Raw genomic sequence first — 17,603 nt, 5'->3', positions numbered from 1 at the left:
GCTGCGCTATTATTTTCATTCGTACACAGCTCGATGAGCAGAAAGCAGGGATTTATGTCAACTCCTACGCAAATAAAACCGCCGGCAGCCGGCGGGGACGACTTCTCGCTGAAAGCCATTCTACCACCGCTCCTGGCGATTATTGCCGCCATGATTATGGTTATTTTGGACAGCACCGTCGTTAATAATGCCATTCCGAAACTCGTTGAATACTTCGACACCGATCTGAAGACGATCCAATGGACCGTCACTGGTTATACATTGGCCTTATCCGCTGTTATTCCGCTTGCAGGCTGGATGACCGATAAATTTGGCTCCAAGCAAATTTTCATGATTACGATCGCCCTGTTCACGATCGGCTCCGTGCTGTGCGGTATCGCGCAAACGCCGGAACAGCTGATCATTTACCGCATTATTCAAGGCTTGGGCGGCGGTATGGTGGCCCCGATCGGGATGACGATGGTGTTCAAGCTCGCGCCTCCAGAGCGCCGCGGATCCATCATGGGCTTACTCGGCATCCCAATGCTGCTGGCACCGGCATTCGGTCCTGTGTTATCCGGCTGGCTGGTCGATTCTGTCAGCTGGCATTGGATTTTTATCATCAATCTGCCGATCGGCATTATCGCCTTCATTCTCGGGTATAAATATTTGCCGAAATCGGGTCGCGATGCGGCACCGCATCTGGATCTCATCGGCATGTGCCTTGCGCCGATCGCCTTCTCCATGCTGGCGTACGGTGTAAGCGAAGGCGGAACCAGCTGGTCCAGCGCTTCGACGATCACAGGCTTGACCGTCGGCGGCATTGCGCTCATCCTGTTCATCTTCGTGGAATTGGCACAGAAGCAGCCGCTGCTGGAGCTGAAAGTGTTCAAGTCGTCCGACTTTACACGCAGCATCATCTTGACGTGGATCGTACAGCTTGCAATGTTCGGTGCAATGCTGATCGTGCCGCTGTATCTGCAAGGCGTAATGCACTACACCGCGCTTGAAACGGGCTGGATCCTGATGCCTTATGCGCTATGCGCCGCAATCGGCATGCCGATCAGTGGGCGGTTGTTCGACAAGATCGGCGCGCGTCCGCTCGCCTTCGCTGGTCTTTCAATCGTATCCGTATCTCTGTTCATCTTGTCCAGCATATCGGTGGATACCTCGCTGTGGGTTATCCTACTGTGCATTTGCATTATGGGTCTAGGCATGGGATTCTCCATGATGCCGCTCAACACGCATGTGCTGAACTCTGCGCCTCGCCGTCTAGTGGGCCGCGTTACACCGCTGACAACAGCAGCTCAACAAGTCGTCGTTTCGTTCGCGGTCGCGGGCCTGACTGGTTATCTGACGTCGCAAATCACTTTCCACGCAGCAAGCGCGAGAGCGGACGCAAATCCGCTGAGCGCCGTCGTCGCAGGTTACGGCGACACGTTCTTCCTGTCCGCATGCCTCGCGACAGCGGGTGTCGCATTGTCGCTCCTGCTGCGTAAACCGAAGCAGCAGGAAGAAGACGTACTAACCGGCGGGGAAAATCCGGACCCGGCGGCGATGATGGGGCATTAATCGCGAATCGGCTCCGATTCGCTCGTATGCAAATAGCCTTGGCCGTTAGTCGGCCAAGGCTATTTTTTGCTGATTCGGAAACTATGGATTCTTCTAACCTGTTGTTAACGAAAGCTAACGGAAACCAGAGACGCTAAAGTTCCATTTTTGGCTAGAGTCACGTTTTAACGGAAGTGGGAGACTCTATTACGCAGAAATGAAACGAGATCGGGCAGGTAGGGTACAAATAGAGGCCCGTGTTTCCGTTACAATCTTGAAACGAAAAATAAAGGCGATTTAGCGTCTCTGGCTTCCGTTAGAAGCGTGAGCCGACATGACTGCGATTTACAATCATCCGTAAGGGTGATTTTGTTGAAATATAGGAAAGTATATCCATTCGCCATACTTTCTCTATATTTCTCCGGAATGAAACGCGCCACCGCCATAAGGACGGCGACAGCCGTTTCACCTTCCTGATTATATTAGTTTGTGCAGCACGTAAGATGAACTAGATATTTACGTTTTAGTCGCTGCGCGAGTAGAGCATTCTTTTGGGTCACGGTTACAGGGTTGTTGGGTCAAGATCCGCTAGCGGGATACGGGAGCCGTTATCGGACTCGCCTCATTACGCCGCGTATCCAACTGCTTCTGTATTTCTTTCTGTACTTCTTCGATCCCTGCTTGCTTTAGCTCCTCGTTAAACTTGGGGAGGATCGTGTCAACATCGACGGTGCCAGTCATGAGGCTGGGATAATATTTCTTCCAAACCATCTCAATGTTATCGGTTTGGGCAGTGAGCCCCGATAGATCAGGCGTAAAGCCGAGAACGGTAGACTTGATTACTTCAGCGTTGTATTTGCGGAATTGATCCCATTTATCGAGGGGTTCCGGGTTATCACCGCCCATGGTTCTCAGAATAAACCAGTTGCCCTGCGTATATTGTACTCCGGCATAGCTTGCTGGTGCATCTGGGATCGGATCCCCGTGGCTGTCATTGCCGGGTATGGGGACCGCTTGCCCATGCTCGTTCAGTGTGTAATGCACTCCTTCAATACCATAATTAAATAAGTTTCGTATTTCAGGGTCGGTATTGAGCAGGTTCAGAAACTTAATAGACGCAATGGGATGCTTGGTGTTGGCATTAACAGCCATGATCCCGCCACGGACGGATTCCGTTGTGACGACGATAGGGGTTACGGGATTCGATATAACCCTGTAGCCGCGATCCTTACTCCAAGTCGTATCCGAGAGCGGGCCGCCACCAGAGGATTTCCAGAACACTTTATCCCCACGCTTAAGTCCGCCAGGCTCTCGCAGCGCGGCGTCTTTGTTTATGAAGCCTTCCTTATAATAATGCCTTAATGTGTCTAATACCTGCCGAGCCTCTTCTGTTTCAAAAATGTTCACGACCTTAGCATTAGGGTCCAGTGATTTCACCATCAAAGGAATTTTATGGTTCAAAATATATTCATAGCCATCAAGAGCAAAGAAATTATGTGAATCCCGATCTAATTCCATAGGGATGTATGCAGGCTCATTCTGTTGAATCATCCGGAACAAAGGCTCAAGCGACTCCAGCGTATCGTATTTGGTAATGTCGATCTTGTACTTTTCCACTATGGAAGCAGGGTACATCCAATGATCACGCACGGCCAGCTCTTTATTGGTCGGTACCCCATAAATGCCTCCATCATTCATTTGCAGCCCCTGCCAAAAGATGGGGTCAACAGTGTCGTACAACTCCTTGCCTAGACCTGTAAGATAGCTATCAAGTCTCAGCCATGCGCCGCGCATAGTGGTGGCTGCATAGTTTGGTGCAAAAGCAATGTCGAAAGTGGTTCCTGCGGATATAAGTGTGTTTAGCCGATCTTCATACTCCTGCCAACTAACCTTGATATAGGTAATCGTTACGCCTATTTTACGAGCCATGATTTCATTAATTTTATCATTTACGAGCTTTAGATCCTTGTCAGGCTCTCCAATTGTGTAATAAATCAGATTTACAGTTTCACCATAATCGTTATCATCGATGTTTCTGCTAGGCTGCCGGGAGCAACCGGTTGAATACGCTGTGAGCAGCAGTATAATACTGATCGTCATGAAGATACTTTTGTATTTAGAGCACTTTAGCATCAATATTCTCCATTCTGCCTTGATCGTTATTATCCTTTTCCCCGCAGATCAGAGGGAGATTTCTCGAAAAAGCTTTGAAAGTGTGTATAGAAATAATTGAGATTGTTGTAGCCTACCGAATTTGCGATCGAAGAAATCTTCTCATCTGACGATTGAATACGTTCTTGTGCAAGGAGCATTCGGTAGGCCATTAGGTATTCTGAAAATTTCATTCCGGATTCTTTAAGAAATAATTGCCCAAGATAGGTGCTGTTCATCTGAAAGCGCTCTGCCACTGATTTTAAGGTAATATTTTGCGCATACTCCGTCTTGATCATCAGCAAAATGCGGTTAACCAGCTTGGATAAGCTGTTATAGCTTACACCTAGTACCGGGTCCTTGTTCAAGCTCTCGCAGCTAATATTGCCTATCGTACCATGGAGATCTTCAACAATAATTTTCTCAATCACTTGTTGCAGCTTTGTACGATCTACAGGCTTGAGCAGATAGTCTTTGACACCACAACGAATGGCCTCTTGGGCATATTTGAACTCACTGTAGCCGCTCATAATTACATATTTTGTAGGGATTTGGAGTTCATTAAGTCTGTTGATCGTTTCATAGCCAAGATTTTTGCCAATGCAAACATCAAAAATAGCGACATCAGGCAGCAGATCTACAACCATGGACATGGCAGCTTCCGTAGATTCGCAGGTATCGATCCTACTGAAGCCGTATTGCTTCCAGTCCAGGATTCGCTTCATTCCCTCCAAAATCTGAGGTTCGTCATCTATAATCAGCAGTTTGTACATGTTCAATCACCTCTTTTGGAATCCGTACAGAAATCTTAACTCCAGCTTCCTCATTATTTTCAATTTTGATAGAAAAGCTTTTCCCATAAAAGAAGTGAAGCCTTGTATAAACATTGCGTAAACCGATACTCTCGGAAGAAGCATCATCCTGGTTGGACAATGTGTTTCGCACTGAGTTTAATCGCTCCGCCCCTATACCACGTCCATTATCCACGAATTCTAATACATAATAATCTGCAGCTTCCCAGCCATTAACGACATACAGGTTAAATTCATTGCTTGCGCTAAAGCCATGGATGAAAAAGTTCTCAGCCAAAGGCTGCATCCAGAATTTCACGGTAGGGATCAAGAGCATCGCCGGCTCAACATTGACTTGATAAAAAAAACGTTCAGGATACTTAAACTCCATAATCTCTAAGTACTTTTGCAGCAATTCCAGCTCACTTGCAACCGTAATAATATTTTCCTTTTTGACGATTTCGCGATAGAGCGCCCCTAAGGTAGCGATGGCATCAGCGGTGTCTCTGTCCTGGTTAACAAGAGCAGTGGAGCGGATGACCTCTAACGTATTATAAAGAAAATGAGGGTTGATCTGATTTTGGAGCGCTTTCATCTCGGTTTCCTGCTGCTTTAGCTTAAGCAAATATTCATTGCGGATGTGCTTATCCAACTGCTGAATCATATCGTCTAATTCCCTTGCGATCATGCCGTATTCATTGCGACGATAGCGGGCAGGGCGATTAGGTGTGAAATTGGCTGTTTTCACGCGTCCAATCGATTGAATAATACGGTGCAGAAAGCGGGAATCATCGCGCAAATTGTACACAATGAGCAGCAGTACACTAATCATGGTCGTTAATACGATCACAAAAATGGTGATCAACATCTTGGCATGCTGCCGAATGAGCATAGATAAATCAACGATGCTAACGAATTTGAAATTAAATTTGGTGGACGGAAAGGTGATAAAGAAGCTGTGCTCAAAAAATCCCTTCGAAATATAACCATGACTGCGTCCATCCGCCATCGCTAAACGGGATAAATCCATCAAGTCTGGGTCCTGTCCGCTACCGATAAGGTAGATCTCGCCAGAAGCGCTGACTGCAGCAGCTTTTCCCAATCGATAATTTTGGATAGACTTAAAGATTTGATCACTGCTGACCAAGAAGCGCAGCTCCCCTAATTCCTTAAATCCAAGTGTTGGATCTGATAATTTTTTACGGTATACGAATCCCTTTAGAATCGTATCGTGAAAAGCTTCATCTGTATTTGGAAGACCGAATAGGAAGCTTGCAATTCCGTTATCGTTAAAGTGTACGACATTGCCATACTGGCTGGTATGCAGACTAACCTGCGTTATTCCACCTTGCGCCCAGCTGTACAGATAGGTTTTAATATCCTCTGGGAAGGATACCAGCGGCTGTGAGAATTGGCTGTTTTGCAAACTATTGGTTAAGTATCCTTCAGCGCTGCTGCTTAAAAAACTGCGAGCATCATCCATTAAACTATGATTGGAGTATATTCGCTGCATGTAAGCCTCAATACGGTCGGCGTCATACTGCAGCTCATTCTCTATACCAGCGAAAGCGTTAGCAGCCTCTAAACGGGCATCAGCAACCCATTGATTGAGCAGCATGGCACAGGTCAGAATGCCAAGCGCGAGTCCAATGGTCACGACGAAGACGACATAGGCAATAAATTTGTAACGATAAATTTTGATTTGTAAAAAAGAACTCATATGACACCTCAATTACAGCAGCTCGCCTTAAAGTAAGCGTTTACCATACCACTTTATCATGATTAAGGAAAGCTTCATAGGCAGCAAGAAAAAAGCATCCCATACAGAGTGTCTCTATAAGGGATGCTTTTTTTCATTTACTTGAAGTAGTTGTTAATTTGTTCTTGAGCAGCTTTCATAATCGTGTCCATGCCAGCGGACTTTAATTCAGCAGTAATCTTCGGAATCATCTTCTCCGGATCGGATGCGCCAGTAATGAGCTCATATTTGTATTTATCCCATACCGATTGGGAATTCGCCACTTCGGTCTGAAGATCGCTGATGTCCAGTGCGAAACCGAGTACAGTGGAAGATGTCGCTGCGTCATTCAGCATCTTAACCTGTTCCCATTGATCCTCGGGAGCACCTTTGGTAACCGCTAGATTAAAGAACGTAGCTTGGGAGTAAGCAGCCAGTGGCCAAGTATCGGAAGTACGCTCGATAACCTTCTCGCCATCGACATTTTTGTAGTCCACGTCTAACTCACCGAATGCCAGCATATTGCGCAGTTTTGGATCAGTGTTGACCAATTCCAGGTACTTCAATGCTTCCTTCTTATATTTCGAATTGGCAGAAATGGCGTTCAGGGAGCCTTGGATCGTACTTGTTGTATAAATAGGTCCGAAGTGCTGAACCATATCATACTTCTGAACAGCATCATTAATTTGCCAGCCTACTTCAGCGCCTGGAAATGCCTGAGCGGCGAAGAATGGTCTGCCTTTGTCGTTCTCTGTTTTAGTCGGAGCATCAGGGTTGATGATGCCAGCCTGGTACCATTGATGAAGGAGCTTCAGGTCGGCCATAATATCAGGCTGCTCGAGAACAGAGACAACCGTGCGTGATCCATCGTCAGCTTTTACGCCAATTGGGGCGAAGCCTAGTGTTAGATCGTCATAATGGTTAAAGAAACCGTTCAAGCCTTCACCCTGTGTCATTGGCAATGGGTAGAAGCTCTTGCCTTCGCCTGACTTTATACTGCGCAGCGGTTGATCAAGGTCCTGCAGTGTTTTGATGTTGTTGATATCGATATTGTACTTTTGCACGTATTTATCATCGTACACCCAATATTGCGTTAGTGCTGAATCCTTGTAAGTGGGAACGGAATAATATTTGCCACCAATTTTCGTGCCGTCCCATACCTTTTCAGGAATCGCTTTGTATAAGTCAGCCGCTTCACTTTGAACCAGATCAGTAATATCGGCAAAAGCTCCCATAGCGACTTGCTTGCTGTATTTCCCACTGTTTGTGAACATAATGTCGAAGGGTTCGCCCGTATTCACAATCGTGTTTATTTTGGTGTCCCATTCACCCCAGCTGGCTACCTTGATGTCAATTTTCACACCAATCTTCTCCGCTGTGTAGGCATTCATGGCATCAATAGCTTTACTGAAGTTATTAGGTACTTGGCCGCCAATGGTCCACCAGATCAAAGTCGGAATATCCTTGCTAGGTTCTGCAGTATCCTTTGGTGTATCTGTGCTTGCGTTAGGTGCATTTGTTGCAGATGGAGAGTTCGAGCCGGAGCAGGCTGCTAAGGCAGCCACCAGCAGTGTGAGCGTACAAAGCATAGAGATGAGCTTCCAAGATTTCTTCATTTCATTTCCCCCTTATAGATGTTGTATCACCGCAAGCGTTGAACAGTGATCTATCATAAACCAAGCTAGCTTGGCTTATTTCGTTGGTTATCCTTTGACAGCACCGATCATTAGTCCGGAAATAAAATATTTCTGGAAGAACGGATAGGCGAAGGCTACAGGCAGAACAATGATAATGGCTACAGCCATTCGGGCAGATTCCTTCGGCATCGTTGCGACAAGCACAGCATAGCTAACGCCCATGCTTGCAGCATTTTTGGCAAGTGCATCGACATTGCTCATTAAGCTATTTAGCAGTGCCTGCAGAGAATATAGGTTCTGGTTGTCGATGTATAACATCGATTGAAACCAATCATTCCAATAAGAGAAGCAGAGGAACAGTCCAATGGTTGCAACGACAGGCAAGGAGATCGGCAGGATGATGGAGAAAAAGATTCGCAGCTGGCTCGCGCCATCAATTTCAGCAGATTCAATCAGCCCATCGGGAATCGTACTTTTAAAGAACGTTTTACAAATGATCACGTTAAAAGATGAGACGGCCAGCGGTAGAATAAGTGCCCAGACGCTATCTTTTAGCCCTAATAAATTTGTATTAATGAAGTAGCTGGATACCAAGCCGCCATTGAATATCATAGGGATGAATACGACCCAGGTCAGAAAACCATTCAGCTTGTAGGTTGGGCGGGAAAGCACATAGCCCATGGAGGTGGTAAGCAATACGCCGAGCACAGTACCAACCACCGTAACAAGAGCGGATACGCCGAGTGCCCGCAGAATCATCGTTCCCTGCTTGACTACATAGGCGTAAGCCTCGCCTGACAATGCAACCGGCAGCAGATGATATCCTGTCTCACGTATGGATTCCTCACTGGAAAATGAAATAGATAGAACAACGACTACTGGTATGACGCAGAGCAGCGCCAAGATGATAAATATCAGGTTGAAAAAGATATTTACAACCTTACTTGTACGGTTGAATTTCTCAAGGCCCGTTTCGTAAGTCGTTCTCGTTGACATAGTCTAACCTCCTTACATCATCGCGCTATCTGGATCAACTTTGCGAACAATCCAATTTGCGATTAGAATAGTTGCACAACCCAGAACAGACTGTACGAATGCGGCTGAAGCTGCCATACCCAAGGTAGCGGATTTTAGTTGTTTATAAACCAAAACATCGATGGTGGTAGCCACGTTGAACAGAGAATTGGAATCTCGCGTGACCTGATAGAACAAGCCAAAATCGGTGTAGAATATACGTCCAACTGCCAAAATGAACAGCATGACGATCACGAGTTTGAGCATGGGCAATGTAATGTATCTCGTCTGCTGCCAAATGGAAGCGCCATCAATAACAGCTGCCTCATAATAGGTGCTGTCAAGGCTTGTGATGGTTGCCAGATAGATGACCATGCCATAGCCTAAGCCTTTCCAGACATTTAAGAGAATGAGAAAGTAGGGCCAGTATGACGGCTCCATATACCAGTTGACAGGATCGCCGCCCATATTGACGAGCATTTGATTGAGAATCCCTTTATCAAAGCTTAGGAACGCCCAGCCTACAGCAGATACGACAACCCAAGATAGGAAATAGGGGAGAAACATCATCGTCTGATAGACTTTACTTGCTTTGCGATTGTGGAGCAGTCCGATCATAATAGCGAATAGAACGGGCAGCACAATACCTAGAATGATAAAAATAATATTGTATCCGATGGTATTTCGAATAATGATCCAAGCATCGTTCGACTTGAATAAGAACTCAAAGTTTTTGAAGCCTACCCATGGGCTGTTAAACACATTGCTCAAGAAGCCGCCGCTAATTCTGAAGTTTTTGAAGGCAATGATGATCCCGAACATAGGCAAGAAACAAAACAGGATGTACCAAATTGTCGTAGGCAATGCCAAGAGGGTGAGCTCCGTATCCTGCTTGTGCCACTGAAAACGTAAGCGCTTTCTTTTATTTTTTTGTTCAGCTGTAGATCTCATGTCTGTTACTCCTTTCGGTGTCTTCTCGCTTGTCATGCACTTGTTAAGTACATTGTATAGTAGGAGGATTGGGTGCTTCTAGACAACAAACTTGATACTATAGTCAACAAACGTTAGATTCGAAAAAATCTATTATAGAGAATGTGGGCTCCTTTGGCAGCGCCCTTGCTATTTATGGGTGCAGTTCACTTGTGAAGGACCCTCTTATTTTCCGAGAAAATAAGCTGTTTTGCTGTGATAAGCACCTATGTGTTCTTATCGCGCTCGAATGACCGAAACCCGCCACTAAATCCATCTGATAAGCACGTATACGTACTTATCACTCGAGAAAGTAATCTGTTTTGCTGTGATAAGCACCTATGTGTTCTTATCGCGCCCGAATGACCGAAACCCGCCACTAAATCCACCTGATAAGCACGTATACGTGCTTATCACTCGAGAAAATAAGCTGTTTTGCTGTGATAAGCACCTATGTGTTCTTATCGCGCTCGAATGACCGAAACCCGTCACTAAATCCACCTGATAAGCACGTATACGTGCTTATCACTCGAGAAAATAAGCTGTTTTGCTGTGATAAGCACCTATGTGTTCTTATCGCGCTCGAATGACCGAAACCCGCCACTAAATCCACCTGATAAGCACGTATACGTGCTTATCACTCGAGAAAATAAGCTGTTTTGCTGTGATAAGCACCTATGTGTTCTTATCGCGCCCGAATGACCGAAACCTGTAACCAACTGGAAATAATAAGAGGATGCCCTAGCCGAATTTATGGCTTTTGGGGCATCCTCTTGGTTTAAAGCGGGACTCACCCCGCAATTATTTAGCTGAGAACGACGACGCCGTAGCCTTCTAAGGTTAGGCTACCGCTTAGCTTGCTGCCTGTGAGCAGATCCGTTTTTTCCTCATTAAGTGTCACTAAAGCAGGCTGCTCGCTATAGTTGAGCAGGAAATACAGCGGACCGTCCTCACCTTCGCGAATGGCCAGCTCTACTTCTTTAGGAAGTGTCAGCCAGTCGGAAGCAGGCGAAGAAAGACCAAGCCGCTCGATGATTTGTCCTGCAGCTTCCTCATTGAACACAGCTCCGTAATACCAAGCCTGTCCTTCACCGAACACGTTTTTTGTCACCGCGGGTTTGCCTGCATAGTAGTCGGAAGCGTAATGAGCGACTGCTTCAGCCGAATCGCTTTCCACAACCAGAATCTCATTGAAGGAATCTGCACCAGTCAAGGCTTCCCCGCTGCCGCTCCATTTCATGGATGTTGCTGCGCGCGAGCCCTTTACCATCGTAAATTCTTCCACGGAAATACCGCATAGTCCAGCAGCGGCGCCAGGGAAAGGACGCATGTAGGCATGGCCATGCTCATTCTTATAGCCGGTTCGGCAGCCGAAAATAATAATGCCTCCCTCACGAACGTATTGCTCTAGAAGCTCGGCTGTCTCATCGCGCATAATCGCAGGATGCGGGTAGACGAGCACCTTGTAGCGTTTCAAGTCCTCGATGGTCGTACCGCTGCGAACATAAAGCATATCGCTAGGAATATGTCTGTAGTTCAACGCTTTAAACCATGCCTTGCCGCTTTGCCAAGTGAACGGGCCATGCCATACGTCGTATTCGCCATCCCATTCATTATCATAGTCGCGAAGCAGCGCAATCTCAGCTTTAAATTGTGTATTCGCTATACGATCGCCTGCCCCAGCAAGCTCTGCTCCGATTTGGCCTGCCTCGCGAACGCGGCGATTCGGTTGATTGTGATAGTCGTTAATGCCGTGCCAATAGATCTCGTTGCCAACCGTCGCCGTCCGCCAGCGGAAGTATAGAACCATATTTGCGCCGTGCGCAATGGATTGATAAGTCCAGAGGCGCATCTGCCCAGGCTTGGGCGAGGGCATATCCATACGGTTAACCCAGCCGCCGGGACCGGATTGCTGCTCCATAATGGCAAAGTTTGGCGAGATGGAGCGAACCGCTCCAAGTGTCTGGCTCCAGCCTCTATCGGCGAGCGGGTTCACTTCATTCTTATCATAAAAGATGGTGGAGAACTGCGGATAGGAATCGTAGCTGAAAAAATCGAGCAGCTCGTCATTCATCCGGTGGCTGTCCAAATGACCGAATAGCCCATTTGTCGTTACCCAGTGATTAGGAGCGACCTTGCGCAAAATATCTCCCTGCACCTTAGCGTAGGAAATCGTATTGTCAGATATAAACCGTTTCTCGTCGAGCGCTTGATGAGGATTTGGCTGATGATCTGCTGGTGTTGGACGAGGCAGAAATACTTGCTCCCAAGCAGAATACGTTTGGCTCCAAAAAACAGTTCCCCAAGCTTCGTTCAGCTTGTCCAGCGTACCGTATTTCTCCTGCAGCCAAATGCGAAACGCATCATGATCGGCAGGCGCATAAAACACGCCAATTTCGCAGTTGAATTCATTATCGATCTGCCAGCCGATGACAGCCGGATGATCCTTATAATGCTCGGCCATTTTGCGCGTAATGATCGCAGACAGCTCGCGGTATTTTTGGCTGCTGTAGTTGTAATGGCGACGAAGTCCGTGCTGCAGCGTTACGCCTTCCTGTGTAACATTCAGTACCTCAGGGTATTTATGAGTAAGCCATGCGGGAGGCGTGGCTGTTGGCGTACCGATGATTACCTTTATGCCATGCTTATGGGCAAGAGCGAGCGCCCGATCAAATAGCTCGAATGAGAAAACACCCTCTTCAGGTTCGAAAATCGACCAAGCAAATTCTGCGACACGTACGATGGAGAAGCCAAGCTCGCTCATCCGGCGGAAGTCATCCTCCCACAAGGCTTCAGGCCAATGCTCCGGGTAATAGCAGGTGCCAAGGCGAAATTCTTTTAAGGCGTCGATAGGCTTCAATTGTTGTTCCTCCTAAAATGATTGATTAAATATAAGAATATATTGCGAATCATTAGTATGTTTCTTAATTGTAAAATCAATAAGAATTGGCGTAAATGACAATATCCTGCGATTTATGATACAATATTGCGAACTTAAAGAAGGGAGCCGGCGGCGATGATCAAGCATTATATTATCCCCAATCCATCTTTTTCCCATTATGTATGTTATCCCGATTTAATTGGTCGCTACACGGATTTCCCTCAGCATGCCGAGCGAAGAGAGCAGGGGCAGCTGAAGCATTATAATTTGCATCTGATTTATAAGGGAAGCGGCTATGTACGCAGCGGCAGTGGCGGTGAACGGCTGGAGCTTGGAGCTGGCGACGGCTTTTTGTATCCGAAGCATGCTTTTCAGCAGTATGGCTCAAGCGTGGAAGATCCGTGGGATGTGCGGTGGATTCATTTTGAAACACAGATCCCGCTGCCTATGCTAAGAGAGGCTGATGAGTCTGGCGGCTGGCTGTTTACGTTCTCTAATCGTGAAAGGTTCAAGGAGCTGATGGAGGAAATGTATGCATTGTGCAGTCCATTCGAGACGGGCAATGAGCCGCGCTTGTCTGCGCTGCTGTACGAAATATTGGTTGAGCTCGTACAGCATTCAGAGCGTTTGGAGGGTTCTTCCGCATTAGAGAAGCAAAATGCGATTCGGGTAGCAGCGGATCAAATACGGTATAAATGTGAGGAGCCGTGGAGCTTGGAGCGGATGGCGGCACTGGCGGGCTACAGCTCGTATCACTTCTTGCGGCTGTTTCAGCAGGTGATGGGAAAGACGCCGAATCACTATGTCACGGAATGCCGTATCGATGCAGCGAAGCTGCTGCTGGCGACGACGGCTTTATCCGTGACAGAGGTTGCGGCTCGGTGCGGATTCGCACAAGCGAGTTATTTTATACGTGTGTTTCGTTCAGCCGAGACTGTATCTCCGAAAATGTACCGAACGATTTACGGACAAGGCACGACTTCTCATTAAGCGGCTTTAACTGCGAGGTGAATCGCGATGCCTGCAGGGTCATGCACCACATAGGCGCTGCCGTTATTTGAGACGTCGACACCTGTGCTGCGCAGGTGATCAAGCAGCGTCTCACGCGTTGCAGCACTTGGGAAGACAATGGTGAAATACGATAAGCCAACGGTATTTGCCGGAGGCACTACAACGCCTGTCCCTGCCCAAATATTCATGCCAATATGGTGGTGGTAGCCGCCCGCGGAGACGAAAACAGCAGACATCTGCGCATAATCACCAACGACATCAAAGCCAAGCTTGCCTTCATAGAAGGCCCTTGATAATCTCAAATCTCCAACATGGAGATGCACATGCCCAATGATTGTCCCTAGCGGCAAGCCGCTCCATTCCAGCCCCTCACTCTCTGCAAGCAAGCTCTCCCAAGCGAGTGGATCAGTTGCCATAACATAATTGCCGCCCGCGTCGCGACGCCACTGCTCACGTGGGCGATCGGCATAAATTTCGATTCCGTTATTGTCAGGGTCAGAAATATAGAGTGCCTCGCTCACTAGATGATCTCCCTGTCCGATATGAATGCCGCTTTGCATCAAATGGCGCAAGGAGAGCGATAGGGCACGACGATCAGGCAGCAATATAGCAAAATGGTACAACCCCGCATTTGCCCTTTTTTGTGGAATGACCGCATTAGGCACCTCTTCAAGTACAAGCAGCGTATCTTGTCCATCGACGGTAAAGGAAGCTGTTCCGCTCGCCGCGTCATGCTGAAGCACCTTTAAGCCAACGACCTCCGTATAAAAAGAAATCGACCGATCAAGCTGACTAACCTTTAGCTTTACTTCGCCTAGCGTAATGTTTTGATCCAAGAATGTTGTCATAAAAAGACCTCCTAATAGTTGTTGTGAAGCGATGGAAATTGAGGATTTATCGTTAAGGGCATAGTTCCAGATAGATATATCATGTACAATAATGGAAAAAGAAACTCACATAGCTCAAACGATAAAACGCCGTCGTAAGCAATGCTCATTTTATAACGATGACCAATCTATTTCTTATAAGCATATCGTATCACACTCGTTTACTAAATGAAAGTAACTTATTTAAAGTAATTAACTTTTAGGTAGATCTTTTTTAAAGGGAGGTTCCATGAGAAATACATTACGTAGAATAGAATGGTTGCTGCTTGTTGTAGTGGGAGGTTTTGCTCTACTTCTGGTGCTTCCAGCTATCGATTGGTTTGATCGGGACCCACAGGTAAAAGAGGCTAAGAAACAGGGCTATTATTATGAGGTGAATGCAGATAAGCAAACATTTTTCAAGAAAAAGTTTACAGTGGATAGCGTCATTTATGGTGATGGAAAGCTGATTGTGTACATGACGTCGGAGGGTCTATTGTCGTGGCCGAACTTGCCTAATAACATTCAGATCATTACAGATAGCAATGAAGTGCTCGAACACCAATCCGCAGGAGCATCAACGAGTATTTTCAAATCGAGTGGTTACTTTACATTTAAACAGGTGCCTGAAGGCTTGAAGAGCATTACTATTTTCCGAGAAGCCTACGGTGAGTCCATCTCCTTTCCGGTTTCGTTTGAAGAAGGGAGGGAGAGTAGATGATGAATATGAGAAAGAATGGTTTGCTTGGTCATTTGATCCGGTGGCTGCTCCTATTGCTCTCGTTCTTCATTATTTTTAAAGCAATGTCCGGAAACAGTGGATTTCGATTGGAGAAAGTTATTCAAACGGAGCTGAACAACATGGAAACGCCTGCTGCTCCAATTGCGACCAGAACGAAGATTGGACACGGGTATGAGCTGCTGCAAATGGTCGATCATGAGCATGGCCTCTATCATAATATTTTTGTGAAACGTTCTCTGGGCTTCATTTGGAGCCATCACGGAGGATCGGTCATGCCTCTGGATCCGCAAATTTTGCTCAGTTTCAAGGGAGGGTATTCAACGTTTGGCAAGAATCGGCATTATTATTATGCTGGAGAGCTAAATGATCCTCAGATCAGCAGACTGCAGGTTACTTGGTGGGATGGCTTGGAGCAGAATGCGGAAATCAAGGACGGGGTTTATCAGGCGGCACGTTCTGTTCGTAACTCAGATGAAGGGCTGCCGCAGTTTAAGACTGGAAGGTTGTCCGCATACGATGCACAGGGGCAGCTGCTGTATGAGCTGGATGATGAGCATAGGGAGATTAGAGTGGATACGGACACAGGTACGGATATGGATATGGATAACGATATGAATAGGTGAAAGTAAGCTGGTTTTTTAATAAAGTACGGTTTCGAAGTGTCATATTTAGAATAGTAGTGTACTTTGTGCAATGGAATACGTAACAAAGTGAGGTTATCGGAGCTACGTTGTAGAAAATGCAATAGAATCGCGCCATATTGGCTTATTTAGCCTTCATCGAGACGAATCTGTTGTAGAAAGTGCAATGTAGGCTCGGGTGAGCCGGTCAGACGCCAGTTACATTGTAAAAAGTGCAATGTAGGAGTAGCGGGTGGGCTGGCACCAACCAACCATCGATCCATCAGGCAGCTTATGCAATTGCTGGATCGATACGTTACAGAAAGGTAAGCGACGCACACTAGCTCAGAGAATTGAAAACCAATAAGAGCCATTCACGCTGCTTTCAGCGATAGGATGGCTCTGTTTATTATGCTCCGATATTTAAAAGTGCTTTAATCGTTGTTTGCTCCAAGATGTATGTCGTAAAGTTACCGATAAAATTGTGTAGGTCGGTAAATCCGAATGGTGGATACATAAAATTATCCATTACTATATTTTATTTCATATATCCTGGATTACTGTATGTTTTTTTGGTACAGACAAATTGGCTATAGCTTGATATGATAGGGACTATTATGTTTGATCATCCGATATGGATGGAAGATGGAAGGAGCTTTTGGTTATTATGTGGCTTACTTATTCGGTGTTCGCGGCCATATGCTTTGGTTTGCGGGGAATTTTATATCATTGGACGAGTCAGAAGCCGCTGAGTCGCAATTTATTGCTTTGCGGAACATTCACAATGGGCGCGATCATTAATGGAATCTGTGCGCTTGTCTTCTCGTCTAACTGGACGGTGGCGGCGCTGATCGGAATACAGATGGGCTTGTTCTCCTTTGGAGCGAATGCGAGCATGTTTAAGGGATTTGCAGTCGGCAAAGCATCGCTGGTCGCGATTTTGACAGCACTGCCGTCTGTTGTAGTTGTCATTGTTGCCTTTGGATTATGGCAGGAGAAGCTTCACGCCATGCAGCTTATTGCTTTTATTGTCATTATTGGCGGCGTGCTGCTCGTTCGGATGTCAAATGATATTTCTCTGCGAAATTTGCAGGGCGCACAGTGGGGGCTGCTGGCAATGCTGTTGTTTGCAGCCAATGATCTATCGGGCAAATGGTCGACACTAATGGAGGCAGAATTATTTCCAACGATGTTCTTTATGTTTGTGACGGGTGCAGCTTGCTTTGGCATATGGTGCCTGAAGGACCTGCAAAAAGAACGAGCTCAGCAGGTAAAGTCGCTTCAGTATGGTGGAGGCGGCGAGGTTCGGGTATCGGAGCATGCTGCGAGCGCTGCAGGCGCTGTGGGCCAGGTAGGCTGGAGCAGCAAACGAACGTTTCTCGTCGGCCTGGCTATTGGCATCACGAATGCAGTTGGGATGATGTTTATCGTAACGGCTTTTGATCTTGGCAAAGCTGGGCTCGTATCCGCAGTTACTGCGCTTAATGTGCTCATCGTGCTTCTTTACACGCGCTTTGTTGTAAAGGAAAAGTTTACACGTACGGAGGTTACTGGCATCACGCTGGCTTTTGCAGGCATATTGCTCATGCGATTGTTCGGTGCTTAAAATGAAGGATCATTTCAGATCGTAGGTAAACAGGAAAAAGCTGCACT

The 17,603-nt window shown here is 46.7% G+C and carries 13 protein-coding genes; 5 read left to right on the top strand and 8 right to left on the bottom strand.

Annotation, left to right across the window (positions count from 1 at the left end; genetic code table 11):
- The first annotated feature begins 54 nt into the window (after positions 1-54).
- On the top strand, positions 55-1,551 hold the full coding sequence (locus MHI37_RS25315) for an MDR family MFS transporter (protein WP_076339885.1): 1,497 nt from the start codon (positions 55-57) through the stop codon (positions 1,549-1,551).
- A gap of 567 nt (positions 1,552-2,118) precedes the next feature.
- On the opposite strand, the gene MHI37_RS25310 is transcribed toward MHI37_RS25315, so the two are convergent.
- From MHI37_RS25310 to MHI37_RS25280, 7 genes are all read right to left on the bottom strand, one after another.
- Complete coding sequence (locus MHI37_RS25310; protein ID WP_076339884.1) at positions 2,119-3,663, bottom strand: ABC transporter substrate-binding protein; 1,545 nt, start codon at positions 3,661-3,663, stop codon at positions 2,119-2,121.
- A 29-nt stretch (positions 3,664-3,692) separates the two neighbouring features.
- The gene (locus tag MHI37_RS25305) at positions 3,693-4,454 is read right to left on the bottom strand and encodes a response regulator (RefSeq protein ID WP_076339883.1); all 762 of its coding nucleotides are present in this window, start codon (positions 4,452-4,454) and stop codon (positions 3,693-3,695) included.
- Entirely contained in the window at positions 4,429-6,192 is a 1,764-nt protein-coding gene (locus MHI37_RS25300; protein ID WP_076339882.1) for a histidine kinase, read from the bottom strand. The genes MHI37_RS25305 and MHI37_RS25300 overlap by 26 nt, the downstream gene beginning before the upstream one ends.
- A gap of 137 nt (positions 6,193-6,329) precedes the next feature.
- Positions 6,330-7,826 carry an ABC transporter substrate-binding protein gene (locus tag MHI37_RS25295; RefSeq protein WP_076339881.1) on the bottom strand — a complete coding sequence of 499 codons (1,497 nt, stop codon included), beginning with the start codon at positions 7,824-7,826 and terminating at the stop codon, positions 6,330-6,332.
- 87 nt (positions 7,827-7,913) lie between these two features.
- Positions 7,914-8,843 (bottom strand): carbohydrate ABC transporter permease, encoded by a 930-nt coding sequence (locus MHI37_RS25290; protein ID WP_076339880.1) that lies wholly within the window; start codon positions 8,841-8,843, stop codon positions 7,914-7,916.
- Positions 8,844-8,855: 12 nt separating this feature from the next.
- Entirely contained in the window at positions 8,856-9,812 is a 957-nt protein-coding gene (locus MHI37_RS25285; RefSeq protein WP_076339879.1) for an ABC transporter permease subunit, read from the bottom strand.
- An 823-nt stretch (positions 9,813-10,635) separates the two neighbouring features.
- Positions 10,636-12,690 (bottom strand): beta-galactosidase, encoded by a 2,055-nt coding sequence (locus MHI37_RS25280; RefSeq protein ID WP_076337100.1) that lies wholly within the window; start codon positions 12,688-12,690, stop codon positions 10,636-10,638.
- Positions 12,691-12,846: 156 nt separating this feature from the next.
- Here MHI37_RS25280 and MHI37_RS25275 point away from each other — a divergent pair, with 156 nt between their 5' ends.
- On the top strand, positions 12,847-13,701 hold the full coding sequence (locus MHI37_RS25275) for an AraC family transcriptional regulator (protein WP_076337101.1): 855 nt from the start codon (positions 12,847-12,849) through the stop codon (positions 13,699-13,701).
- On the opposite strand, the gene MHI37_RS25270 is transcribed toward MHI37_RS25275, so the two are convergent.
- Positions 13,698-14,570 (bottom strand): VOC family protein, encoded by an 873-nt coding sequence (locus MHI37_RS25270; protein WP_076337102.1) that lies wholly within the window; start codon positions 14,568-14,570, stop codon positions 13,698-13,700. The two genes, MHI37_RS25275 and MHI37_RS25270, sit on opposite strands and share 4 nt — an antisense overlap.
- Before the next feature lie 268 nt (positions 14,571-14,838).
- On the opposite strand from MHI37_RS25270, the gene MHI37_RS25265 reads away from it, so the two are divergent.
- The 3 genes from MHI37_RS25265 to MHI37_RS25255 all read left to right on the top strand — a co-directional run bounded on the left by MHI37_RS25265 (position 14,839) and on the right by MHI37_RS25255 (position 17,556).
- The gene (locus tag MHI37_RS25265) at positions 14,839-15,309 is read left to right on the top strand and encodes a hypothetical protein (RefSeq protein ID WP_076337103.1); all 471 of its coding nucleotides are present in this window, start codon (positions 14,839-14,841) and stop codon (positions 15,307-15,309) included.
- Complete coding sequence (locus MHI37_RS25260) at positions 15,306-15,953, top strand: hypothetical protein (protein ID WP_076337104.1); 648 nt, start codon at positions 15,306-15,308, stop codon at positions 15,951-15,953. Before MHI37_RS25265 ends, MHI37_RS25260 begins: the two co-directional genes overlap by 4 nt.
- A gap of 664 nt (positions 15,954-16,617) precedes the next feature.
- Positions 16,618-17,556: an EamA family transporter gene (locus MHI37_RS25255; protein WP_076337105.1), complete on the top strand. Its 939-nt coding sequence runs from the start codon at positions 16,618-16,620 to the stop codon at positions 17,554-17,556.
- Positions 17,557-17,603: the final 47 nt, after the last annotated feature.

It is taken from the genome of Paenibacillus sp. FSL H8-0548 (assembly GCF_038630985.1).
Taxonomy (GTDB): Bacteria; Bacillota; Bacilli; order Paenibacillales; family Paenibacillaceae; genus Pristimantibacillus.
Note: the sequence above shows the minus strand (reverse complement) of the source record. Positions and strands in the feature narration are given on the sequence as shown.